The 20,876-nt window shown below is 61.8% G+C and carries 21 protein-coding genes; all 21 read left to right on the forward strand.

Translation table 11 applies throughout. From position 1 onward, the window contains the following. The first annotated feature begins 55 nt into the window (after window positions 1-55). Entirely contained in the window at window positions 56-4,096 is a 4,041-nt protein-coding gene (locus tag ACQ4W4_RS19520) for a DUF3683 domain-containing protein (RefSeq protein WP_436543349.1), read from the forward strand. Beyond that, window positions 4,096-4,545 carry an HIT family protein gene (locus tag ACQ4W4_RS19525; protein ID WP_436543350.1) on the forward strand — a complete coding sequence of 150 codons (450 nt, stop codon included), beginning with the start codon at window positions 4,096-4,098 and terminating at the stop codon, window positions 4,543-4,545. Before ACQ4W4_RS19520 ends, ACQ4W4_RS19525 begins: the two co-directional genes overlap by 1 nt. Before the next feature lie 9 nt (window positions 4,546-4,554). Continuing rightward, window positions 4,555-5,007, forward strand: a complete 453-nt coding sequence (locus tag ACQ4W4_RS19530; RefSeq protein ID WP_436543351.1) for a gamma-butyrobetaine hydroxylase family protein — start codon at window positions 4,555-4,557, stop codon at window positions 5,005-5,007. A 214-nt stretch (window positions 5,008-5,221) separates the two neighbouring features. Continuing rightward, a complete protein-coding gene (locus ACQ4W4_RS19535) occupies window positions 5,222-5,566 on the forward strand; it encodes a YciI family protein (protein WP_436543352.1) in 345 nt (114 codons plus the stop codon). Window positions 5,567-5,568: 2 nt separating this feature from the next. Further along, window positions 5,569-6,798: an RNA polymerase sigma factor gene (locus tag ACQ4W4_RS19540; protein ID WP_436543353.1), complete on the forward strand. Its 1,230-nt coding sequence runs from the start codon at window positions 5,569-5,571 to the stop codon at window positions 6,796-6,798. A 29-nt stretch (window positions 6,799-6,827) separates the two neighbouring features. Continuing rightward, entirely contained in the window at window positions 6,828-7,562 is a 735-nt protein-coding gene (gene ubiE / locus ACQ4W4_RS19545) for a bifunctional demethylmenaquinone methyltransferase/2-methoxy-6-polyprenyl-1,4-benzoquinol methylase UbiE (protein ID WP_034753359.1), read from the forward strand. A gap of 31 nt (window positions 7,563-7,593) precedes the next feature. After that, entirely contained in the window at window positions 7,594-8,535 is a 942-nt protein-coding gene (locus tag ACQ4W4_RS19550) for a Tim44 domain-containing protein (protein WP_436543354.1), read from the forward strand. 152 nt (window positions 8,536-8,687) lie between these two features. After that, window positions 8,688-9,326: a ubiquinone biosynthesis accessory factor UbiJ gene (locus ACQ4W4_RS19555; RefSeq protein WP_436543448.1), complete on the forward strand. Its 639-nt coding sequence runs from the start codon at window positions 8,688-8,690 to the stop codon at window positions 9,324-9,326. Next, window positions 9,323-10,894: a ubiquinone biosynthesis regulatory protein kinase UbiB gene (ubiB, locus tag ACQ4W4_RS19560; RefSeq protein WP_436543355.1), complete on the forward strand. Its 1,572-nt coding sequence runs from the start codon at window positions 9,323-9,325 to the stop codon at window positions 10,892-10,894. The genes ACQ4W4_RS19555 and ubiB overlap by 4 nt, the downstream gene beginning before the upstream one ends. A gap of 19 nt (window positions 10,895-10,913) precedes the next feature. Next, window positions 10,914-11,516, forward strand: coding sequence for a methyltransferase (locus tag ACQ4W4_RS19565; protein ID WP_436543356.1), 603 nt, complete (start codon window positions 10,914-10,916; stop codon window positions 11,514-11,516). Window positions 11,517-11,596: 80 nt separating this feature from the next. Continuing rightward, a complete protein-coding gene (locus ACQ4W4_RS19570; protein ID WP_077398979.1) occupies window positions 11,597-11,905 on the forward strand; it encodes an FmdB family zinc ribbon protein in 309 nt (102 codons plus the stop codon). A gap of 40 nt (window positions 11,906-11,945) precedes the next feature. Continuing rightward, window positions 11,946-12,587 (forward strand): DUF502 domain-containing protein, encoded by a 642-nt coding sequence (locus tag ACQ4W4_RS19575; protein WP_070292364.1) that lies wholly within the window; start codon window positions 11,946-11,948, stop codon window positions 12,585-12,587. Between the two features lie 69 nt (window positions 12,588-12,656). Further along, on the forward strand, window positions 12,657-14,453 hold the full coding sequence (gene aspS, locus ACQ4W4_RS19580; protein ID WP_070221635.1) for an aspartate--tRNA ligase: 1,797 nt from the start codon (window positions 12,657-12,659) through the stop codon (window positions 14,451-14,453). Window positions 14,454-14,537: 84 nt separating this feature from the next. Further along, window positions 14,538-15,002, forward strand: a complete 465-nt coding sequence (gene nudB / locus ACQ4W4_RS19585) for a dihydroneopterin triphosphate diphosphatase (RefSeq protein WP_436543357.1) — start codon at window positions 14,538-14,540, stop codon at window positions 15,000-15,002. A 19-nt stretch (window positions 15,003-15,021) separates the two neighbouring features. Then, the gene (locus tag ACQ4W4_RS19590; RefSeq protein WP_046682130.1) at window positions 15,022-15,315 is read left to right on the forward strand and encodes a hypothetical protein; all 294 of its coding nucleotides are present in this window, start codon (window positions 15,022-15,024) and stop codon (window positions 15,313-15,315) included. A 73-nt stretch (window positions 15,316-15,388) separates the two neighbouring features. After that, window positions 15,389-15,691 (forward strand): hypothetical protein, encoded by a 303-nt coding sequence (locus ACQ4W4_RS19595; RefSeq protein ID WP_436543358.1) that lies wholly within the window; start codon window positions 15,389-15,391, stop codon window positions 15,689-15,691. 70 nt (window positions 15,692-15,761) lie between these two features. Next, window positions 15,762-16,583: an endonuclease/exonuclease/phosphatase family protein gene (locus tag ACQ4W4_RS19600; protein ID WP_070221632.1), complete on the forward strand. Its 822-nt coding sequence runs from the start codon at window positions 15,762-15,764 to the stop codon at window positions 16,581-16,583. Between the two features lie 9 nt (window positions 16,584-16,592). Continuing rightward, window positions 16,593-17,756 (forward strand): cardiolipin synthase ClsB, encoded by a 1,164-nt coding sequence (gene clsB / locus ACQ4W4_RS19605; protein WP_436543359.1) that lies wholly within the window; start codon window positions 16,593-16,595, stop codon window positions 17,754-17,756. Further along, entirely contained in the window at window positions 17,753-18,142 is a 390-nt protein-coding gene (locus ACQ4W4_RS19610) for an RNA-binding S4 domain-containing protein (RefSeq protein WP_096233566.1), read from the forward strand. Before clsB ends, ACQ4W4_RS19610 begins: the two co-directional genes overlap by 4 nt. Before the next feature lie 256 nt (window positions 18,143-18,398). Then, complete coding sequence (locus ACQ4W4_RS19615) at window positions 18,399-19,001, forward strand: TetR/AcrR family transcriptional regulator (protein ID WP_086140281.1); 603 nt, start codon at window positions 18,399-18,401, stop codon at window positions 18,999-19,001. A gap of 78 nt (window positions 19,002-19,079) precedes the next feature. Beyond that, entirely contained in the window at window positions 19,080-20,870 is a 1,791-nt protein-coding gene (locus ACQ4W4_RS19620) for an acyl-CoA dehydrogenase C-terminal domain-containing protein (protein ID WP_152252243.1), read from the forward strand. The last annotated feature ends 6 nt before the right edge of the window (window positions 20,871-20,876 follow it).

The raw sequence follows: 20,876 nt of genomic DNA on the forward strand, positions 1-20,876 counted from the left end.
GCGCAATAAGATAAAATGCACCTTTAGGGTCCAGTCCACACCGTCACCACACTCCATGAACGCTCCCGCACAAATCCAAGCTTTACTGGCAGAAACGCCGAATGGTCCCGCAGCAAGCCGCCTGCGCGAAATCCCGTATAACTACACGTCGTTTTCCGATCGCGAGATCGTCATACGCCTGTTGGGGGAGGACTCCTGGCGCCTGCTCGACGAGCTGCGCGGCGCCCGCCAGACGGGCCGTTCGGCCCGCATGCTGTACGAGGTGCTGGGCGATATCTGGGTGGTGCGCCGCAACCCCTATCTGCAGGATGACTTGCTCGACAATCCGAAGCGCCGCCAGGGCTTGATCGATGCCTTGCATCACCGTCTGGCCGAAGTCGACAAGCGCCGCCTGTCCATCGATGCGGCCGGCGGCGACGTGGCCGCCAGCGGCGAGACGCCGGAAGTGGCGCAGGCGCGCAGCCGCAACGTCGAGCTGCTGCTGAAAGCGGCCAGCAAGGCAGTGGCCGACTTTGGCGACGAATTCCGCCAGACCTACGATTTGCGCAAGCGCACGGTCAAGGTGCTGGGCCGCTACACGGAAAAACACAATGTGCGCTTCGACGGCATGACGCGCGTGTCGCACGTGACGGACGCCACCGACTGGCGCGTGGAATACCCGTTCGTCGTGCTCACGCCCGACACGGAAGAGGAAATGGCGGGCCTGGTCAAGGGCTGTATCGAGCTGGGGCTGACCATCATCCCGCGCGGCGGCGGCACCGGTTACACGGGCGGCGCGATTCCATTGACGCCCATGTCGGCCGTCATCAACACGGAAAAACTGATCACCCTGGGCGCCGTGGAAATGACGGTCTTGCCGGGATTGAGCCACGAATACGCGACGATCAATTCGGGCGCGGGCGTGATCACGAACAAGGTCTCGGAAGCGGCGGAAAAGGCCGGTTTCGTGTTTGCCGTCGACCCGACGTCGGCGCATGCTTCTTGCATCGGCGGCAACGTCGCCATGAATGCGGGCGGCAAGAAGGCCGTACTGTGGGGCACGGCGCTCGATAACCTGGCGTCGTGGCGCATGGTCGACCCGAACGGCGACTGGCTCGACGTGACTCGCCTCGACCATAACCTGGGCAAGATCCACGATATCGCGCTGGCACGTTTCCAGCTGGAATGGCGTCACCCGAGCACGCGCGACGCCACAAAACCGAACGCGCCGTTCAAGACGGAAATCCTGGAAATTCCTGGCCGTAAATTCCGCAAGGAAGGCCTGGGCAAGGACGTGACGGACAAATTCCTCGCCGGCTTGCCGGGCATCCAGAAGGAAGGCTGCGACGGTCTCATTACGTCGGCGCGCTGGATTTTGCACAAGATGCCGAAATTCGCCCGCACCGTCTGCCTGGAATTCTTTGGCCAGGCGCGCGACGCGATCCCGTCGATCGTGGAAATCAAGGATTACCTCGACGGTTTGCCGGCCAAGGGCGAGCAATACACGAGCATCCGCCTGGCGGGCCTCGAACATCTGGACGAGCGCTACCTGCGCGCCGTCGGCTACGCCACCAAGTCGAAGCGCGGCGTGCTGCCGAAGATGGCCCTGTTCGGCGACATCGTCGGCGACGATGAAAACGCCGTCGCGCAAGCGGCGTCGGAAGTGGTGCGCATCGCCAACACCCGCGTGGGCGAAGGTTTTGTCGCCGTCAGCCCGGAAGCGCGCAAGAAATTCTGGCTCGACCGCGCCCGCACGGCGGCGATCGCCAAGCACACGAACGCTTTTAAAATCAATGAAGACGTCGTCATTCCCCTGAACCGCATGGGCGAATACACGGATGGCATCGAACGCATCAATATCGAGTTGTCGATCAAGAACAAGCTGCAACTGGCCGACGCCTTGAGCGCATTCTTTGGCAAGGGTAACTTGCCAGTAGGCAAGAGCGACGATGCATCCGATGACCGCGTCGACGATGCGGAAATGCTGGGCGACCGCGCCGAGCAGGCGCAGCAGCTGTTGGCGCAAGTGACGGCACGCTGGACCTATCTGCTGGCCCAGCTGGACCGTCCGCTGGCGGACGTGCAGGGTGAACTGGCGGAACTGGGCATGGAGCGCTTGTTGCCCGTCTTCGAGGCGCGCCTGGAAACGCAGCCGAACGCCACCCTGTTCGACGTGGTGCAGGACCGCACCGTGCGTATTACCTGGAAGCAGGAAATCCGCGCCCAGCTGCGCCAGATCTTCAACGGCGCCGCCTTCAAGCTGATCCTCGACGAGGCCACGGCGATTCATGCGCGCATCTTGCGTAGCCGCGTGTTCGTCGCGCTGCACATGCACGCGGGCGATGGCAACGTGCACACGAACTTGCCCGTCAACTCGGACAATTACGAAATGCTGCAGGACGCCCACGAAGCGGTGGGCCGCATCATGATCCTGGCCCGCTCGCTCAATGGCGTCATTTCCGGCGAGCACGGTATCGGCATCACCAAGCTGGAATTCCTGACGGAAGAAGAGATCGGCGAGTTCCGCAGCTACAAGCAGCGCATCGATCCGGAAGGCCGTTTCAACAAGGGAAAACTGCTGAACCTGCCGGGCATGGGCGCCGACTTGCGCAATGCCTATACGCCATCGTTCGGCCTGATGGGCCACGAATCCTTGATCATGCAGCAAAGCGATATCGGCGCCATCGCCGACAGCGTCAAGGATTGCTTGCGTTGCGGCAAATGCAAACCCGTATGCTCGACGCATGTGCCGCGCGCGAACTTGCTGTACTCGCCGCGCGACAAGATCTTGGCGACCTCGTCCCTGATCGAAGCCTTCCTCTACGAAGAACAGACGCGCCGCGGTATTTCCATCAAGCATTGGGAAGAGTTCGAGGACGTGGCCGACCACTGCACGGTCTGCCATAAATGCGTCACGCCTTGCCCCGTCAACATCGACTTCGGCGACGTGTCGATGAACATGCGCAACTTGCTGCGCAAGATGGACAAGAAGAGTTTTAATCCGGGCACCAAGGCGACGATGATGTTCCTCAACGCCACCGATCCCGTGACCATCAACGCCACGCGCAAGGTCATGATCGGCTGGGGTTACAAGGCGCAGCGCCTGGGCCACGACTTGCTGAAGAAGTTTGCCAAGAAGCAAACCAAGGCGCCGCCGCCATCGACCGGCAAGCCGCCCGTCAAGGCGCAGGTGATCCATTTCATCAACAAGAAGATGCCGGGCAACCTGCCGAAGAAATCGGCGCGCGCGCTGCTCGACATCGAAGACGACAAGGTCATCCCGATCATCCGCAATCCGAAGACGACGACGGCCGATACGGAAGCCGTGTTCTACTTCCCTGGTTGCGGTTCGGAACGTTTGTTCTCGCAAGTGGGCCTGGCCACGCAGGCGATGCTGTGGGAAGTGGGCGTGCAGACGGTCTTGCCGCCGGGCTACCTGTGCTGCGGTTATCCGCAGCGGGGCGCGGGCGAGTTCGACAAGGCCGAGAAGATGATGACGGACAACCGCGTCCTGTTCCACCGCATGGCCAACACGCTCAATTACCTGGACATCAAGACGGTGCTCGTCTCGTGCGGTACCTGCTATGATCAGCTGGCAACGTATCAGTTTGAAAAGATTTTCCCTGGCTGCCGCATCATGGATATCCATGAGTATTTGCTGGAGAAAAACGTCAAGCTGGAAGGCGTGAACGGCACCCGTTATATGTATCACGAGCCATGCCACAATCCGATGAAGCTGCAGGAATCGGGCAAGACCATCAACTCCCTGATCAGCACGGTAGACAACGTGAAGATCGAGAAGAATGACCGTTGCTGCGGCGAATCGGGTTCCCTGGCCGTCACGCGCCCCGACATTTCCACGCAAGTGCGTTTCCGCAAGGAAGAAGAGATGGTCAAGGGCGCCGACAAGCTGCGCGGCGACGGCTTTACGGGCGACGTCAAAATCCTCACCAGCTGCCCGTCGTGCCTGCAAGGCTTGTCGCGCTACAATGACGATTCGGGCACGACGGCCGACTACATCGTCGTCGAGATCGCCAAACACTTGCTGGGAGAGAACTGGATGCCGGATTACGTGAAACGCGCCAATGACGGCGGCATCGAACGGGTGCTCGTGTAATGTCCGCGCCTTGCGATCTGTGTCAGTTGCTCGATGGTTTTGCCAAGAAGCAGGGTTGTGAAACCTTGCTGTGGCGCAGCGAGCGATTGTCCGTGGTGGCCGTCGACGACCCTGCCTACCCCGGCTTTTGCCGCGTGATCTGGAACAAGCACGTGAAGGAAATGACGGACTTGACTCCCGGCGAGCGCAATTACGTGATGGAAGTCGTGTGGCAAGTCGAGCTGGCCGTGCGCGAAGTGATGGCGCCGGAAAAGGTCAACGTGGCCAGTTTCGGCAACATGACGCCGCATGTGCACTGGCACGTGATTCCCCGCTACCGCGACGACGCGCATTTCCCGAACCCCAGTTGGGCGGTGGTCCAGCGCGAGACGGCGCCCGAGGTGCTGGCCGCGCGCCGCGCCCTGTTGCCGGCCTTGCGCGCCGCCATCCTTCAACGTTTATCCGCATAAATTATCGACATGACTGAAAAAGCAGCAACACCCCAACCGACCGGCTTGACCGTGCACAACCAGTCGCGCGTGCTCGACGTGGCGTTCGACGATGGCAGCACATTTGCGCTGCCGTTCGAATACCTGCGCGTGTACTCGCCATCGGCCGAAGTGCAGGGCCATGGCAAGGGCCAGGAAACCTTGCAATTAGGCAAGCGCCTGGTCGGCATCACGGGTCTTGAGCCTGTCGGCAACTATGCCGTGCAGCCGACCTTCAGCGATGGCCACAATTCCGGCCTGTACACCTGGGCTTATCTGTACAAGCTGGGCGCGGAACAAGCGACCCTGTGGCAGGATTACCTGGATCGCCTGGCAGCCGCCGGCTACCCGGGCGACAGCGGCCGCGACGCCACGGCCGACATGACGGTCAAGCAATCTTCCGGCGGTCATGTGCACGGTCCCAGTTGCGGGCACAAACATTAAAACACCTGAAAAACCTACTGCGCGTCGCCATTTGCGGCCGCCGATGCTCACTGTGCTCAAGCACAGTTCCGCTTCTCGGCCACAACTTGCTTCCGCTCGCTACGGTTTTTTAGGCGTTTAGAAAAAATAGTGCGGTAAGCTTGTCGGATTGCCGCCGCCCCATTCGTCGTATGGATGCCCGCGCTTGCGGGCATTTTTCTTTGGAGAAGAGACCATGGAATACCTGATCCTGATCTACGCCGATGAGTCCCGCTATGAAACGATGCCCGAAGGACAGATGGCCAGCCTGATGGCCGACTTTGCCAGCTATACGCAGGCGCTGGAGGCCGCTGGCGTACTGCGCGGCGGCGCCGAGCTGGCGCCCGTGGGCAGCGCCACCTGCGTGCGTGTGCAAAATGGCAAGCCGATCATCACGGATGGGCCGTTCGCGGAAACCAAGGAGCAACTGGGCGGCTACTATCTGCTGGACTGCGCCAACCTGGACGAGGCGCTGGCCTGGGCCGGGCGTTGCCCGGCGGCATCCCTGGGCACGATCGAAGTGCGGCCTGTCACGGCATAACCATGGCCGGCGACGCCGTTACGGCCGTCGAGCACATCTTTCGCGAGGAGCGGGGCAGGGTGCTGGCCGGCCTGATGCGGCGTTTCGGCGACCTGGGCCTGGCGGAAGATATGCTGCAGGAAGCGTGCCGCAAGGCGCTGGAACTATGGCCGCGCACGGGCATCCCCGATCAGCCCGCCGCCTGGCTCAGTGCCGTGGCGCGCAACGCCGGCCTCGATCACGTGCGCCGCGCGGGCAAGAGCGTCACCGATGCCGAAGCCGTGCTGTCGCGCTTGCCTGCATCCGAGATGGAAGAGCCGCACGTCATTGGGGACGACCGTTTGCGGCTGCTGTTCATTTGCTGCCATCCCGCGCTGGCGCCCGAGGCGCAGGTGGCGCTGGCCCTGCGCACCCTGTGCGGCTTGTCCACGGCCGAGATCGCGCGCGCCTTCGGCGTGGCGGAAGCGGCCCTGTCGCAGCGCCTATTGCGCGCCAAACGCAAGATCGCCGAAGCCCGTATCCCTTTCGAGTTACCGCCGGAGCAAGAATTGCAGCCGCGGCTGGCGCAAGTGCTGCACGTGATTTACCTGGTGTTCAGCGAAGGCTATTGCGCCAGTGGCGGTGATGCTTTGCTGCGCGCGGACCTGTGCGCGGAAGCGCTGCGCCTGGGGCGGCTGCTCCCCGGCCAGCCGGAAGTGCAGGGCTTGTTGGCCTTGATGTTGCTGCAGGCGTCGCGCGGTCCGGCCCGCCTCTCGTCAGAAGGCTATCTGCTGACCCTGGAAGAGCAGGACCGCCGCCTGTGGCAGGCGGACTTGATTGCCGAGGGGCTGGCCGTGTTGGAACTGGCCTTGCCGGCGGGCGTGCCAGGGCCCTACCAGTTGCAGGCGGCGATTGCCGCCTTGCACGCGCAAGCGCCCACGGCCAGCCGGACGGACTGGCGCCAGATCAGCGTCCTGTATGGCGCCTTGCTGCGGCACAAGCCGGAACCCATGATCCTGCTCAATGCCGTGATCGCCTGCGCGATGGCGCATGGCACCGAGCACGGCCTGGCGTGGCTGGAACGCCTGGAAACCGTGCCCAGCCTTGCCAACTCGCATTATCTGCACGCGGCCCGGGCCGACTTGCTGCGCCGCCAGGGCGACCGGCCGGGGGCGCTGGCGGCGTATGCCCGGGCGGCCATGCTGGCTGCGAATGCAGTGGAAAGGCAATACCTTCTCCGGCGTCACGGGGAAATGCGCCTGCCGCTTGTATAATGCTCCCAAGTTCAAACAGACTGCCTACCATGACCAATACGACCCATTTCGGATACAAAACAGTTGCAGAAGACGACAAAGTGCGCGAAGTCGCCAAGGTGTTCCATTCCGTCGCTGCCAAATACGACGTGATGAACGACTTGATGTCGGGCGGGCTGCACCGTCTGTGGAAGACGTTCACCATCGCCAATGCGGGCGTGCGCCCCGGTTTCAAGGTGCTCGATATCGCCGGCGGCACGGGCGACCTGTCGAAGGCGTTCGCCAAACAGGCGGGGCCTACCGGCGAAGTCTGGCTGACCGATATCAATGAGTCGATGTTGCGCGTGGGCCGCGACCGCCTCTTGAATCGCGGCCTGCTCACCCCCACCTTGTTGTGTGACGCGGAAAAACTGCCATTCCCCGATAATTATTTTGACCGTGTCAGCGTGGCCTTTGGCCTGCGCAACATGACGCACAAGGATGTGGCGCTGGCGGAAATGCGCCGCGTGCTGAAACCGGGCGGCAAGCTGCTGGTGCTGGAGTTTTCCAAGGTGGCCGCGCCCCTGCAAAAACCGTACGACCTGTATTCGTTCTCGGTCTTGCCGTGGTTCGGACAGAAGATCGCCGGCGACGCGGAAAGCTATCGCTACCTGGCAGAATCGATTCGCATGCACCCGGACCAGGAAACCTTGAAGACCATGATGGAAACGGCGGGCCTGGAGCGCGTGCAGTACTACAATCTGACGGCAGGCATAGCCGCTTTGCATACCGGTATCAAGATGTAATGCATCAACGTTGGTGATTTTAGGAGATGGAATGAAATTGAAGAAATTTATGGTCGGCATGATGCTGGCCGCGACCACGGTATCCATGCTGGGCGAGGCGCTGGCCCGTCCCATGGGCGGTGGCCGTTCGTTTGGCCGCCAGTCGCAAAACGTGGGCCGCCAGGCGCCTGCGCCGGCACCAACCCCGGCGCCGGCCGCCGCACCACGCCAGGCGCAGCCTGCGCCAGCCCCCGCACCGGCGCCTGCCGCCAAGGCGCCTAGCCGCTGGAAGGGCTTGCTGGGCGGCGCCTTGCTGGGCCTGGGCCTGGGCGCGCTGCTGTCGCATTTCGGCCTGGGCGGCGCCCTGGCCAGCATGATCAGCACCCTGCTGATGGTGGCCTTGCTGGCCGGCGTGGCCTTCTTCATCTACCGCATGGTACGTGGCAAGCGCGACAATAACGCCAACGGCAATGCGCCGTTCGCCGGCTTCGGCAACCAGCCGGCGCCGGCCGGCAACGTGCCCGAGATCGGTTCGCGCATCCCGCCGCTGCCGCCGCTGCAACCCGTTTCGTCCGGCGTCGGCCTGGACAAGCCGGCCCCGGCTGCCGCGCCATGGGGCGTGCCAGGCGACTTCGACAAGGATGCTTTCCTGCGCCATGCGAAAAGCAATTTCATTCGCCTGCAAGCGGCCTGGGACAAGGCCGACGTCAACGATATCCGCGAATTCACGTCGCCGGAAGTGTATGCGGAACTGCGCATGCAAATCCAGGAGCGGGGCGCGCAGCCGGACTTTACGGATGTCGTCACCATCGACGCCGAACTGCTGGGGATCGAGACGAGCGTCAACGATTACCTTGCCAGCGTGAAGTTTACGGGCCTGATTCGTTCGGCGCCGGGCGCGGCGGCCGAACCGTTCGCGGAAGTGTGGAATATGTCGAAACCCGTCAGCGGCAACAGCGGCTGGGTTCTGGCAGGCATCCAGCAATTGAATTAATTGTCAAAACTTGCTGAATAATGGCTTAAGTCCATGCGGAATGCATGATGCTTAACAGATATTTCCTGCTGAACTGGTAAGATCGAAACCGCCCGCGTTGTTTTACGGGCGGTTTTTCATTTTTAGGGGCGCGTTTGGCGCGCAGGCACATGATGGCACCACTTTCCGATCTCTCCCTGATGACGCCCGTCATCGCGACTATCAACCATTTGCTGGCGCAGGAGCCGTGGGCGCGCCAGCAGCTGGCCGTGCACGCCGGCAAGCTGGCCTGCATCGACACGGGCGCCGTGGCCTTGCGCCTGCGCGTCGACAGCGCAGGCATGCTGGAAACGGCGCCGGCCGACATGCCGGCCAATGTCACCATCCGCGTCAAATTGTCCGATGTGCCGCTGATCCTGCAAAACCGCGAGCGGGCGTTTTCCTACGTCAAGATCGAAGGCGATGCCGAGTTTGCCAATGCGATTTCGCAATTGAGCAAGGGCTTGCGCTGGGAAGCCGAACACGACCTGGAAAAGGTCGTCGGCCCCTTGCTGGCTGCGCGCCTCGTTTCCGGTGCGAAAGATGCCGCCGCCTTTGTGCGCACGGGCCAGCAAAAGCTGGCGGAAAACGTGGCCGAATATTTTCTCGACGAACAGCCCATGCTGATCCGTCCTTCTACCCTGCAAGAGTATTCCGCTGGCGTGACGCGCGTGCGCGATGACGTCGAACGCCTGGCCAAGCGCCTTGCCCGGCTGGAAAAGGCGGTCGCCGCCGTCCAGCCGCAGCCCTCCTCACCGGATTTGTCTACATGATATTGAAATTCCTGCGCCTGTTTAAAATCATCCGTGTTTCCATCAAGTACGGCCTGGATGAGATAGCGATTTCTGGTCTGCAAGTTCCCCGCACCGCCAAATTGATCGACACCCTGATTTTCTGGCGCGACCTGTCGTCGCCGCGGGGCCTGCGCCTGCGCCTGGCGCTGGAAGAGCTGGGCCCGATTTTCGTCAAGTTCGGCCAAGTGCTGTCGACCCGGCGCGACCTGATGCCGCCTGACATCGCCGAAGAACTGGCGCGCCTGCAAGACCGGGTGCCGCCCTTCGATTCCGACCTGGCCATCGCGCAGATCACCAAGTCGCTCGGCGCGCACCCGGACCAGCTGTTTGCCCGCTTCGAGCGCGAGCCGGTGGCGTCCGCCTCGATTGCTCAGGTGCACTTCGCCACCCTGAAAGACGGCCGCGAAGTGGCCGTGAAGGTCTTGCGTCCAGGCATGAAAAAGCTGATCGACGAAGACGTGGCCCTGATGCACATCGCCGCCGACTGGACCAGCCGCCTGTGGGCCGACAGCAAGCGTTTGAAACCCAAGGAGGTGGTGGGCGAGTTCGACAAATACCTGCACGACGAGCTGGACCTGATGCGCGAGGCGGCCAACGCCAGCCAGCTGCGCCGCAACTTCGCCAACTCGGACTTGCTGCTGGTGCCGGAAATGCACTGGGATTATTGCTCCAGCAGCGTCATCGTGATGGAACGCATGTATGGCATTCCCGTGTCGCAGACCGAGCGCCTGGTGGCGGCCGGCGTGGACTTGCGCAAGCTCTCCAGCGATGGCGTCGAGATTTTCTTCACGCAAGTGTTCCGCGACGGTTTTTTCCATGCGGACATGCATCCGGGCAATATTCTCGTGTCGATCGCCCCCGACTCGTTTGGCCGCTACATCGCGCTCGACTTCGGCATCGTGGGAACGTTGAACGACTACGACAAGGATTATCTGTCGCAAAACTTCCTCGCCTTCTTCCGCCGCGACTACAAGCGCGTGGCTGAGGCGCACATCGAATCGGGCTGGGCGCCCAAGGATACGCGCGTCGATGAGCTGGAAGCGGCCGTGCGCGCCTGCTGCGAACCGATCTTCGATCGTCCGCTGAAGGATATCTCGTTCGGCCAGGTGCTGCTGCGGCTGTTCCAGACCTCGCGCCGCTTCAACGTGGAAGTGCAGCCGCAACTGGTGCTGCTGCAAAAGACCCTGCTCAATATCGAAGGCCTGGGCCGCCAGCTGGACCCGGAACTGGACCTGTGGCAAACGGCCAAGCCCTACCTGGAAAAATGGATGAGCAACCAGGTGGGACCGCAAGGCTTCATGGAGCGCCTGCGCGCCGAGGCGCCCCGTTACGCGCACATCTTCCCGCAACTGCCGCGCTTGCTGCACCAGGCCTTGACCGTGCATGGCGAACCGCGCGAAAACGATATGGAATTGATGAAAACCTTGCTGGCGGAGCAACGCCAGACGAACCGCTTGCTGAGCTTTATCGTGTACTTCGTGGGCGCCTTCGCGCTGGGCGCGCTGGGCTTGCAAGTGTTCATGCGCTGGCATCAACTGCCGTTTTAACTCGCTGAGGGCGTAAGTGATGGCTGACTTCCATAACCGCGATCCGCTGTCTCCCGCCTTCTGGGACGAGCGTTTCGAGAAGCAATTCACGCCCTGGGACCATGGCGGCGTGCCGTCGCGCCTGCGCCGCTTCGTGGCCGGCAGTCCGGCGCCGCTGCGTTGCCTGATTCCCGGCTGCGGCTCCGCATATGAACTGGTCTTCATGCTCGATCACGGCTGGGATGCCACGGCCATCGACTTTTCGCCGGCCGCCGTGGCCGCCGCGCGCGGGCAGCTGGGCGAGCGGGCAGGGCAGGTGGTGGAAGCGGATTTCTTTGCCTGGGAACCCGTTGCGCCGCTGGACCTGATCTATGAGCGGGCCTTCCTGTGCGCCATGCCGCGCGCCATGTGGCCGCAGGTAGCGGCCCGCTGGGCGCAGCTGCTGGCGCCGGGCGCCATGCTGGCCGGTTACTTTTTCTTTGACGACAATGCCAAGGGGCCGCCATTTGGTATTTCACGTGAGAAACTACAGGAATTGCTGGCGCCGCATTTCGACTGCCTGGCCGATGAAGCCGTCGATGATTCCATTACTGTCTTCGCCGGCAAGGAGCGCTGGATGAGCTGGCGCCGCCGGGCGGACTGAAGCGGGCGGGGCATTTTCCGCTGGCGACAAAGGAAAAGCTTTATAATTCAGGGTTTTTGAAGTTTTTTCTCGGAGTAGAGATGCCGATTTACGCTTACCGTTGTGACGAGTGTGGTTTTGCCAAGGATGTCTTGCAAAAGATCTCCGATCCAGTACTGACGGTGTGCCTGTCGTGCGGCAAGCCCAGTTTCAAGAAACAATTGACGGCCGCCGGTTTCCAATTGAAGGGCACTGGCTGGTACGCGACCGATTTCCGCGGCGGCACGGCGCCCACCACTGCCATTCCGACGGGCCCGGCCGATAACGCCAAACCCGCCCCGGCCGCCGAGAGCGCGCCTGCTGCGGCCCCTGCGCCCGCCCCGGCTGCCGCTGCGCCGAAAGCGGACTGAAAAGCGCGCCGCGCCGATACGATCCATTACCGAGAAACCGATGCGTAAATACTTTATTACCGGATTACTGATTCTAGTCCCGCTGGCCATTACGGCCTGGGTCCTGAATCTGGTGATCAGCACGATGGACCAGTCGCTGTTGCTGGTGCCCGGCAGTACGCAGCCCAGCGTCTGGTTCGGCCACAAGATTCCCGCGCTGAGCACCATTCCCGGCCTGGGTACGGTATTGACGGTGCTGATCGTGTTCTTCACGGGCTTGCTGACGAATAACCTGGTCGGCAACTACGTGGTGAAACTGTGGGAAAAATTGCTGCAACGCATACCCATCGTCAATTCCCTGTATTCGAGCGTCAAGCAAGTGTCCGATACCCTGTTTTCCCCGTCGGGCAATGCCTTCCGCAAGGCCGTGCTGGTGCCATATCCGCACCAGAACTCCTGGACCATCGCTTTCCTGACGGGCGTGCCGGGCGGCGATGCGGCGAACCACCTGGTGGGCGACTATGTCAGCGTGTACGTGCCGACGACGCCGAATCCAACGTCAGGCTTTTTCCTGATGATGAAGCGCAGCGATGTCGTCGAGCTCGACATGAGCGTCGATGCGGCGCTCAAATATATCGTCTCGATGGGCGTGGTGGCGCCTGCGGAAGTTGTTGCTGTACCGGCCCCGGCAGCCAAAGAATAAAGGCAGGCGTCCCATGCGGGACGTGGCCGGATTGAACACTCACTAACCTGAACTGAGAATTTTATGTCTATGCGTACTGAATACTGCGGCCTCGTTACCGAAGCCATGCTGGGACAAACCGTCAGCCTGTGCGGCTGGGTACATCGCCGCCGCGACCACGGCAGTCTGATTTTCATCGACTTGCGCGACCGTGAAGGCCTGGTGCAAATCGTCTGCAACCCGGAACAAGCGGAGATGTTCAAGGTCGCCGAAGCCGTGCGCAATGAATTCTGCCTGCGCGTGACGGGCGTCGTGACCAACCGTATCGAAGGCACGATCAACAACAACCTGAAGTCGGGCAAGATCGAAGTGGTCTGCTCGGAGCTGGAAGTGCTGAACCCTTCCGTTCCCGTGCCGTTCCAGCTGGACGACGACAACCTGTCGGAAACGACGCGTCTGACGCACCGCGTGCTGGACCTGCGCCGCCCGCAAATGCAAAACAACCTGCGCCTGCGCTACAAGGTGACGATGGAAGTGCGCAAGTACCTCGACGCGCTGGGCTTCATCGACATCGAAACGCCGATGCTGACCAAGTCGACGCCGGAAGGCGCGCGCGACTACCTGGTGCCGTCGCGCGTGAACGCGGGCAGCTTCTTCGCCTTGCCGCAATCGCCACAGTTGTTCAAGCAACTGTTGATGGTCGCCAACTTCGACCGTTATTACCAGATCACCAAGTGCTTCCGCGACGAAGACTTGCGCGCCGACCGCCAGCCTGAATTCACGCAGATCGACTGCGAAACTTCGTTCCTGACGGAACAGGAAATCCGCGACCTGTTCGAAGACATGATCCGCGTCGTTTTCAAGAACACCCTGAACATCGACTTGCCGAACCCGTTCCCGGTGATGGATTTCGCCGAAGCGATGGGCCTGTACGGTTCCGACAAGCCGGACATGCGCGTCAAGCTGGCCTTCACGGACTTGACCGAAGTCATGAAGTCGGTCGAATTCAAGGTCTTCAACGGCGCCGCCAACATGAAAGGCGGCCGCGTGGTGGCCCTTCGCGTACCGCAAGGCGGCAGCATGCCCCGTTCGGAAATCGACGCCTACACCCAGTTCGTCGCCATCTACGGCGCCAAGGGCCTCGCCTACATCAAGGTCAACGAGAAAGCCAAGGGTCCTGAAGGCTTGCAGTCGCCGATCGTCAAGTTCCTGCCTGCCGACGTGCTGGCCACGATCCTCGAGCAGACGGGCGCGCAAGACGGCGACCTGATCTTCTTCGGCGCGGACAAGGCCAAGGTCGTCAACGACGCCATCGGCGCGCTGCGCGTGAAAATCGGTCACAGCGAGTTCGGCAAGAAAGCCGGCCTGTTCGAAGACGTGTGGAAGCCATTGTGGGTGGTCGACTTCCCGATGTTCGAGCACGACGAAGAAGCGGACCGCTGGACGGCGACCCACCATCCCTTCACGGCGCCAAAAGACGGCCATGAAGACATGCTGGAAAGCGATCCGGGCGCCTGCATCGCCAAGGCCTACGACATGGTCTTGAACGGCTGGGAACTGGGCGGCGGTTCTATCCGTATCCACCGCGAAGAAGTGCAAAGCAAGGTCTTCCGTGCACTGAAGATCGACGCCGAAGAAGCGCAGCTGAAGTTCGGCTTCCTGCTCGACGCCCTGCAATACGGCGCGCCACCGCATGGCGGCCTGGCATTCGGCCTGGACCGTATCGTGACCATGATGACGGGTTCCGAATCGATCCGCGACGTGATCGCCTTCCCGAAAACCCAGCGCGCGCAAGACTTGCTGACCCATGCGCCGTCGGAAGTGGACGAGAAGCAATTGCGTGAACTGCACATCCGTTTGCGCAGCGCCGAGCCTAAAGTAGTGTAATGAAGCATGCGGCTGCCCCGGCGGCCGCTGTTTGATCCACTATGCAAAAAAAGGCGCTGTCGTGGCGCCTTTTTCATTGTTGATATGACCCATAAAATTCCCGTTTCCGTGCTGGTCGTCATTCATACGGCTGACCTTGACGTCTTGCTGATCGAGCGCGCGGGCCAGCCTGGCTTCTGGCAATCAGTGACGGGTTCCGTCGATGCCGTCGACGAACCGCTGCTGCAGACGGCCGCGCGCGAACTGTTCGAGGAGACCGGCATCGTTGCCGATGGATGCGATATCGCGCTGCGCGACTGGCACCTGTCGAATGTATACGAGATTTATCCGATCTGGCGCCACCGCTATGCGCCCGGCGTGACGCGCAACACGGAACACGTGTTCAGCGTGCAAGTGCCGCGCGACATCGGCATCACCTTGAGTCCCCGCGAACACTTGCAGCACGCGTGGTTGCCCTACCTGGCGGCGGCAGACCGCTGTTTCTCGTCGTCCAATGCGGAAGCGATTCTGCAATTGCCGGCCATGACGGGCCTGGCGCGCCCCACCTGATTTTTCTAGAAAGCATTCCATGTTGAACTGGTTACATTTGACTGCGCAGCAAAAACTGCTCGGTACCCTGGGCATCGTTTTCTGCCTGTGCTTTATCTTCCTGTTGTTCAGCTCCACCGTGCCTGGCCGCACGCCGCCCATCGGCATGCCGCTGATGGCGATCGGCTGGCTGCTGCATCCGGGCGCGTTTGCCAAGGGCAAGCGCACCGTGGCCTGGCGCGGCGCACCGTTGCTGGTCAAGATCGTCTGGGCGGCCGGCATTACCGCGCTGATCGTCAGCGTGACGGCGGGCGTGGGACGCATGCTGGCCTGAGCGCCCGTTAGTGAACGATTGCCCAGCAACATTTCGGGATAAATAACAAAGTCAGCGATGACGAGAGGATGGCATGCTGAATTGGTCTCAACTTTCTTTACGGCAGCGCATGATCAGCGTGCTGTTCCTGTCCTGGGTCTGTGGCAGCCTGTATGCCGTCTGTTTTCCTGAGCAGCCGCATGTCAGCTTGCCGCAGGTGGGCTTGCCCTTGCTGATGCTGGGATTTTTACTGCATCCGCGTTTCTTCGCTGGCGGACGCGGACCGTTCAGCTGGAGCAGCGCGCCCAGCCTGGTGAAGGGCTTGTGGGTGACAGGCGCCGTCGTCGGCAGCATCAGTGCCGCAAGTAGTCTGCTGCTGTCGGTTGCAGGCAGATAAAGCTGCCATAGGTGCGCACGCGCACCTATGCAGGCGCCGCGCGGGGCCCGTCTGGGAGTAGAATCAATGCATGAAAATCCGCGTAGCAACTTATAATATCCACAAGGGCGTCTCTTCCGTGCGGGGCCTGCCCAGAGTCCACGCATTGAAGCAGGCGATCGCCCTGTTTCATGCCGATGTCGTCTTCCTGCAAGAGGTGCAAGGCAAGCACGACCGCAATGCGGCCCGCTTTGGCGCCGAGAAAAACGGCCACAAGCATTGGCCGGAAGCGTCGCAGCATGAGTTCTTTGCCGGCGCCGAACACCATTCCGCCTACGGCATGAACGCCGTGTACGACCATGGCCACCATGGCAACGCCTTGCTGAGCAAGTTTCCCATCGCCTCGCAAACCAACCACGACGTCTCCGACCATGCCTACGAGCAGCGCGGCATCCTGCATTGCGTGCTCAAGACGCCGCAGGCCGACGTGCACTGCTACGTGGTGCACCTGGGCCTGTTCGAATCGGGACGCGGGCGCCAGACGCAGGCGCTGATCGACGCCGTCATGGAGTCGGCGCCGAACGGCGAGCCCGTCATCATCGCGGGCGACTTCAACGACTGGCGCAACACGCTCAGCGACAAGCTGCGCAATGCGCTCGGCGTGGTGGAAGTGTTCGACCAGCGCGCGTCGAACTCGGCCTTGGGCGACCTGGTGCGCACCCTGGCGCGGCGCCAGACGAAAACCCCCGTGCCCGTGCCGGCGCGCACCTTTCCCGCCGCCTTGCCGTGGTTCCGCCTAGACCGCATCTATGTGCGCGGTTTCCACGTGGAAGGTGCGCAAGTGATGCATGGCACCCTGTGGGCAAAACTGTCGGACCACGCGCCGATAGTTGCCGCTTTGAAACTCGCGTAGACTGCCGGCATGCGCACAGTCAATTTTATCGCCCACAACGACATCGAGCTGCTGTATTGCGGCACCGAGTACTTTCCTGCCCTGATCGCCGCCATCGATGGCGCACGTTCGGAAGTCTATTTCGAAACGTATATCTTCGCCGATGACGCTACGGGCATGCTGGTGCTCGACGCCTTGAAGCGCGCGGCCGCGCGCGGCGTGCTGGTGTGCATGATCACGGACTGGTTCGGCACGGGCAACCGCCGGGTCAAGGCCATGCATGCGCAGCTGGAAGCGGCGGGCGTGCACCACCGCATCTTCAACCCCTGGTTCCGGCGCGGCATCACGCGCACGCACCGCAAGATCTGCGTGGCCGATGGCGAGATCGCCCTGGTGGGCGGCATCAATATCAACGACGACATGTTTTGCGACTACGACCACAGCATCAGCCTGGAAGCGCCGCGCTGGGATTTCGCCGTGCAGGTGAAGGGGCCGCTGGTGGACGCCATCCATGAAGAGGTGCAGGCGCAGTGGGCGCGGTTGGGCAAGATGAACCTGGTGCGGCGTATCAAGCTGTACCGCAAGATGCGCGTGGTCAGCAAGGAGCTGGCGAAAAACCCCGTCGTGGCCGGTTTTGTCGTGCGCGACAACCTGCGCAACCGCCGCACCATCCAGCGCGCCTACCTGCAGGCGCTGGGCCAGGCGAGGAAAAGCGTGATGCTGGCCAACCCGTATTTCGCGCCCGGGCACAAGCTGCGCCACGCGCTGGCCCAGGCGGCCCAGCGGGGCGTCGACGTGGTGCTGTTGATCGGCGTGGGCGAGTTCCGCATGCAGGATGCTGTGGCGCACTCGTTTTATCCGAAGCTGCTGGCCGCGGGCGTGAAAATCGTCGAATACCGCAAGACGCAGCTGCACGCCAAGGTGGCCGTCGTCGACGATGACTGGGCGACGGTGGGCTCGAGCAATATTGACGCGCTGAGCCTGTTTTTGAACCAGGAAGCGAACGTGGTGATCAAAGACGTGGCCTTCGCGCAAAGCTTGCGCCAGCATATCGAGCAGGGCGTGGCCGACGGCATTGTCATTCACCAGGATGATTTCAAGCACATCGGCCGTTTCCGGCGCATCGGCTATGAAGCCGCGTTCCTTGTGTACCGGCTGGTGATGCGCATTTTTTCAGTGGGCAAGTACGCATGAACGAGATGACAACGGTCAGGCTGGACAAATGGCTGTGGGCGGCGCGCTTCTTCAAGACGCGCTCGCTGGCCAGCGAAGCCGTCGACACGGGTAAAGTAAAAGTGGGCGGCGAGCGAGTGAAACCGGCGCGCAGTCTGCGCGTGGGCGACGAGCTGGCCATCGACAATGGCGCGGAAACGTGGGAAGTAGCCGTGCTGGGCCTGTCCGACAAGCGCGGCGCGGCGCCCGTGGCGCGCCTGCTGTATGGAGAAACGCCGGCCAGCATTGCCCGCCGCGAGCAGCTGGCCGAGGAACGCAAGCTGTTCCGCGAGCCGGGCACCACCATCAAGGGGCGGCCGACCAAGCGCGACCGCCGTCAATTGAGCAAGGCAGGCGGCCTCGACTGAGGCTCGTTTGTTGTTGTAAGGCAAGGGCGCGCGGCGCTTTTGCCGCCTGAAATCGATAGAAACACGCAGCCTAAAAATGCTGCGCTGCACCAATAGAACACCGGCTCTAAAGTTCCCGTTTGACTTTTACGTGGTAGTGGATAATAGTACGAGCGTTCGGATTTTTTCGAAGCGTGCTTTTTTTACCCTCGCTTCAGTCCGCCAAATCGGTAACATCACTTTTAGAACGGACATCTTGAATACTTCAGTCAAATTCATGCGCAAGGGCGAACTGACCCGTGCAGCCATCCTCGACGTGGCGCTGGACTTGTCCAGCCGCGACGGCCTGGAAGGCCTGACCATTGGGCTGCTTGCGGACAAAATGAACATGAGCAAGTCGGGCGTGTTTGCCCACTTTGGCTCGCGCGAAGACTTGCAGATGGAAGTGCTGAAGCTCTATCACTATCGTTTCGAGCAAGAAGTCTTTTTCCCCAGCATGAAAGAACCACGCGGCATCCAGCGCCTGCAATCGATGTTTGCGCGCTGGGTCAAGCGGGTCAGCGTGGAAATCGCTTCCGGCTGCATCTATATCAGCGGCGCCGTCGAGTATGACGACCGTCCCGGTCCCATCCGCGAGGCCCTGGTGGCCATGGTGCGGGCCTGGCAGGGCGCGCTGCTGCGCTGTGTCGAGCAATCGATCGCCACGGGCGACCTGAAAGCGGACACGGACGCCCAGCAGTTGGTGTACGAGATGTATGGCCTGATCCTGGCCCTGCATCACGACGCGCGCTTCCTGCGCGTGCCGGGCAGCATCGAACGGGCGCAAGCGGGCTTTATCCGCCTGCTGGCGTCGTACCAGAATTGCGTCACCAGCAAATAAGCTGTCAGGCAGTATCCGCAACAACGCACACGCACTTACAAGTACAACACTTTAGCTAATCGCCTTCAGGAGAAAATTATGGGTCAATACGTCGCGCCAATCCGGGATATGCAATTCGTCCTGCATGAGTTCCTGCAAGTGGAAGAAGAACTGAAGCAAATGCCGTCGTACGCCGACGTCGACGCCGACATCATCAACCAGGTGCTGGAAGAGGGCGGCAAATTCACCTCCGAAGTCCTGTTCCCGCTGAACCACTCCGGCGACCGCGAAGGCTGCCACCACGACCCCGTCACGAAAAGCGTGACCACGCCGAAAGGCTTCAAGGAAGCCTACAAGCAGTACGTCGAAGGCGGCTGGGCGGCCTTGGCGTGCGATCCGGAATACGGCGGCCAGGGCTTGCCCGTCGTGCTGAACAATTCGTTCTATGAAATGCTGAACTCGTCGAACCAGGCCTGGTCCATGTACCCCGGCCTGTCGCACGGCGCCTACGAGTGCCTGAAGGAACACGGCACCGACCACCAGAAGGAAGTCTACCTGCCGAAGCTGGTGTCGGGCGAGTGGACGGGCACCATGTGCCTGACCGAACCGCACTGCGGCACCGACCTGGGCCTGCTGCGCTCGAAAGCGCTGCCTGAGGCGGACGGTTCCTGGACCATCACCGGCAACAAGATCTTCATCTCGGCCGGCGAGCACGACATGGCGGAAAACATCCTGCACCTGGTGCTGGCCCGCGTGCCGGATGCGCCGGAAGGCTCGAAAGGCATCTCGCTGTTCCTGGTGCCGAAATTCCTGCCGAATGCGGATGGCACGGTCGGCGAGCGTAACCCGATCACCTGCGGCGCCATCGAAGAAAAAATGGGCATTCACGGCAATTCGACCTGCCAGATGAACCTGGACGGCGCGAAAGGCTGGATCATCGGCCAGCCGAACAAGGGCCTCAACGCCATGTTCGTCTTCATGAACGCGGCCCGCCTGGGCGTGGGCATGCAGTCGCTGGGCCTGACGGAAATCGCGTACCAGAACGCGCTGATCTACGCCAAGGACCGCACGCAAATGCGTTCGCTGTCCGGCATCAAGAACCCGGAACTGCCGGCCGACCGCATCATCGTGCACCCTGACGTGCGCCGCATGCTGTTGACGGGCAAAGCCTACGCCGAAGGCGCGCGCGCCTTCACCTCGTACGTGGCGCTGCAGATCGACCGCGAACTGCATCACCCTGACGCCGACGTGCGCAAGGAAGCGGCCGACGAAGTGGCGCTGCTGACCCCTGTCATCAAGGCCTTCATTACCGACAACGCCTGGATCGCCACCTCGGACGCGATGCAAGTGTTCGGCGGCCACGGCTACATTGCGGAGTGGGGCATGGAGCAGTATGTGCGTGACGCGCGCATCAACATGATCTACGAAGGCACGAACACGATCCAGTCGCTGGACCTGCTGGGCCGCAAGATCCTCGGCGACAACGGCGCCAAGCTGCGCAAGTTCGGCGAAAAGATCAAGGCCTTCGTCGAAGACAACGGCACCGATGAAGCGATGAGCGAATTCGTCACCCCACTGGGCGACCTGGGCGACAAAGTCACCAAGCTGACCATGGAAATCGGCATGAAAGCCTTCCAGAATCCTGACGAAGTGGGCGCGGCATGCGTGCCATACCTGCGTGTCGTCGGCCACATGATCTACAGCTACCTGTTCGCGCAGATGGCCAAGATCGCCCTCGAAAAAGAGTCCAGCGGCGACACCTTCTACACCGCCAAACTGGCTACCGCACGTTTCTACTTCGCCCGCTTGCAGCCTGAAACGGCAACCCTGATCCGTCAGGCGCGTTCCGGTTCGGCCAACCTGATGGCACTCGACGCAGACCTGTTCTAAGACTTG

It is taken from the genome of Janthinobacterium glycogeni, from assembly GCF_051380725.1.
Lineage (GTDB): Bacteria > Pseudomonadota > Gammaproteobacteria > Burkholderiales > Burkholderiaceae_D > Janthinobacterium.

Coding starts and splice junctions, on each gene's coding strand:
- ACQ4W4_RS19520 (WP_436543349.1), top strand. CDS start 56: ATGAACGCTCCCGCACAAATCCAAGCTTTACTGGCAGAAACGCCGAAT.
- ACQ4W4_RS19525 (WP_436543350.1), top strand. CDS start 4,096: ATGTCCGCGCCTTGCGATCTGTGTCAGTTGCTCGATGGTTTTGCCAAG.
- ACQ4W4_RS19530 (WP_436543351.1), top strand. CDS start 4,555: ATGACTGAAAAAGCAGCAACACCCCAACCGACCGGCTTGACCGTGCAC.
- ACQ4W4_RS19535 (WP_436543352.1), top strand. CDS start 5,222: ATGGAATACCTGATCCTGATCTACGCCGATGAGTCCCGCTATGAAACG.
- ACQ4W4_RS19540 (WP_436543353.1), top strand. CDS start 5,569: ATGGCCGGCGACGCCGTTACGGCCGTCGAGCACATCTTTCGCGAGGAG.
- ubiE (WP_034753359.1), top strand. CDS start 6,828: ATGACCAATACGACCCATTTCGGATACAAAACAGTTGCAGAAGACGAC.
- ACQ4W4_RS19550 (WP_436543354.1), top strand. CDS start 7,594: ATGAAATTGAAGAAATTTATGGTCGGCATGATGCTGGCCGCGACCACG.
- ACQ4W4_RS19555 (WP_436543448.1), top strand. CDS start 8,688: ATGGCACCACTTTCCGATCTCTCCCTGATGACGCCCGTCATCGCGACT.
- ubiB (WP_436543355.1), top strand. CDS start 9,323: ATGATATTGAAATTCCTGCGCCTGTTTAAAATCATCCGTGTTTCCATC.
- ACQ4W4_RS19565 (WP_436543356.1), top strand. CDS start 10,914: ATGGCTGACTTCCATAACCGCGATCCGCTGTCTCCCGCCTTCTGGGAC.
- ACQ4W4_RS19570 (WP_077398979.1), top strand. CDS start 11,597: ATGCCGATTTACGCTTACCGTTGTGACGAGTGTGGTTTTGCCAAGGAT.
- ACQ4W4_RS19575 (WP_070292364.1), top strand. CDS start 11,946: ATGCGTAAATACTTTATTACCGGATTACTGATTCTAGTCCCGCTGGCC.
- aspS (WP_070221635.1), top strand. CDS start 12,657: ATGCGTACTGAATACTGCGGCCTCGTTACCGAAGCCATGCTGGGACAA.
- nudB (WP_436543357.1), top strand. CDS start 14,538: ATGACCCATAAAATTCCCGTTTCCGTGCTGGTCGTCATTCATACGGCT.
- ACQ4W4_RS19590 (WP_046682130.1), top strand. CDS start 15,022: ATGTTGAACTGGTTACATTTGACTGCGCAGCAAAAACTGCTCGGTACC.
- ACQ4W4_RS19595 (WP_436543358.1), top strand. CDS start 15,389: ATGCTGAATTGGTCTCAACTTTCTTTACGGCAGCGCATGATCAGCGTG.
- ACQ4W4_RS19600 (WP_070221632.1), top strand. CDS start 15,762: ATGAAAATCCGCGTAGCAACTTATAATATCCACAAGGGCGTCTCTTCC.
- clsB (WP_436543359.1), top strand. CDS start 16,593: ATGCGCACAGTCAATTTTATCGCCCACAACGACATCGAGCTGCTGTAT.
- ACQ4W4_RS19610 (WP_096233566.1), top strand. CDS start 17,753: ATGAACGAGATGACAACGGTCAGGCTGGACAAATGGCTGTGGGCGGCG.
- ACQ4W4_RS19615 (WP_086140281.1), top strand. CDS start 18,399: ATGCGCAAGGGCGAACTGACCCGTGCAGCCATCCTCGACGTGGCGCTG.
- ACQ4W4_RS19620 (WP_152252243.1), top strand. CDS start 19,080: ATGGGTCAATACGTCGCGCCAATCCGGGATATGCAATTCGTCCTGCAT.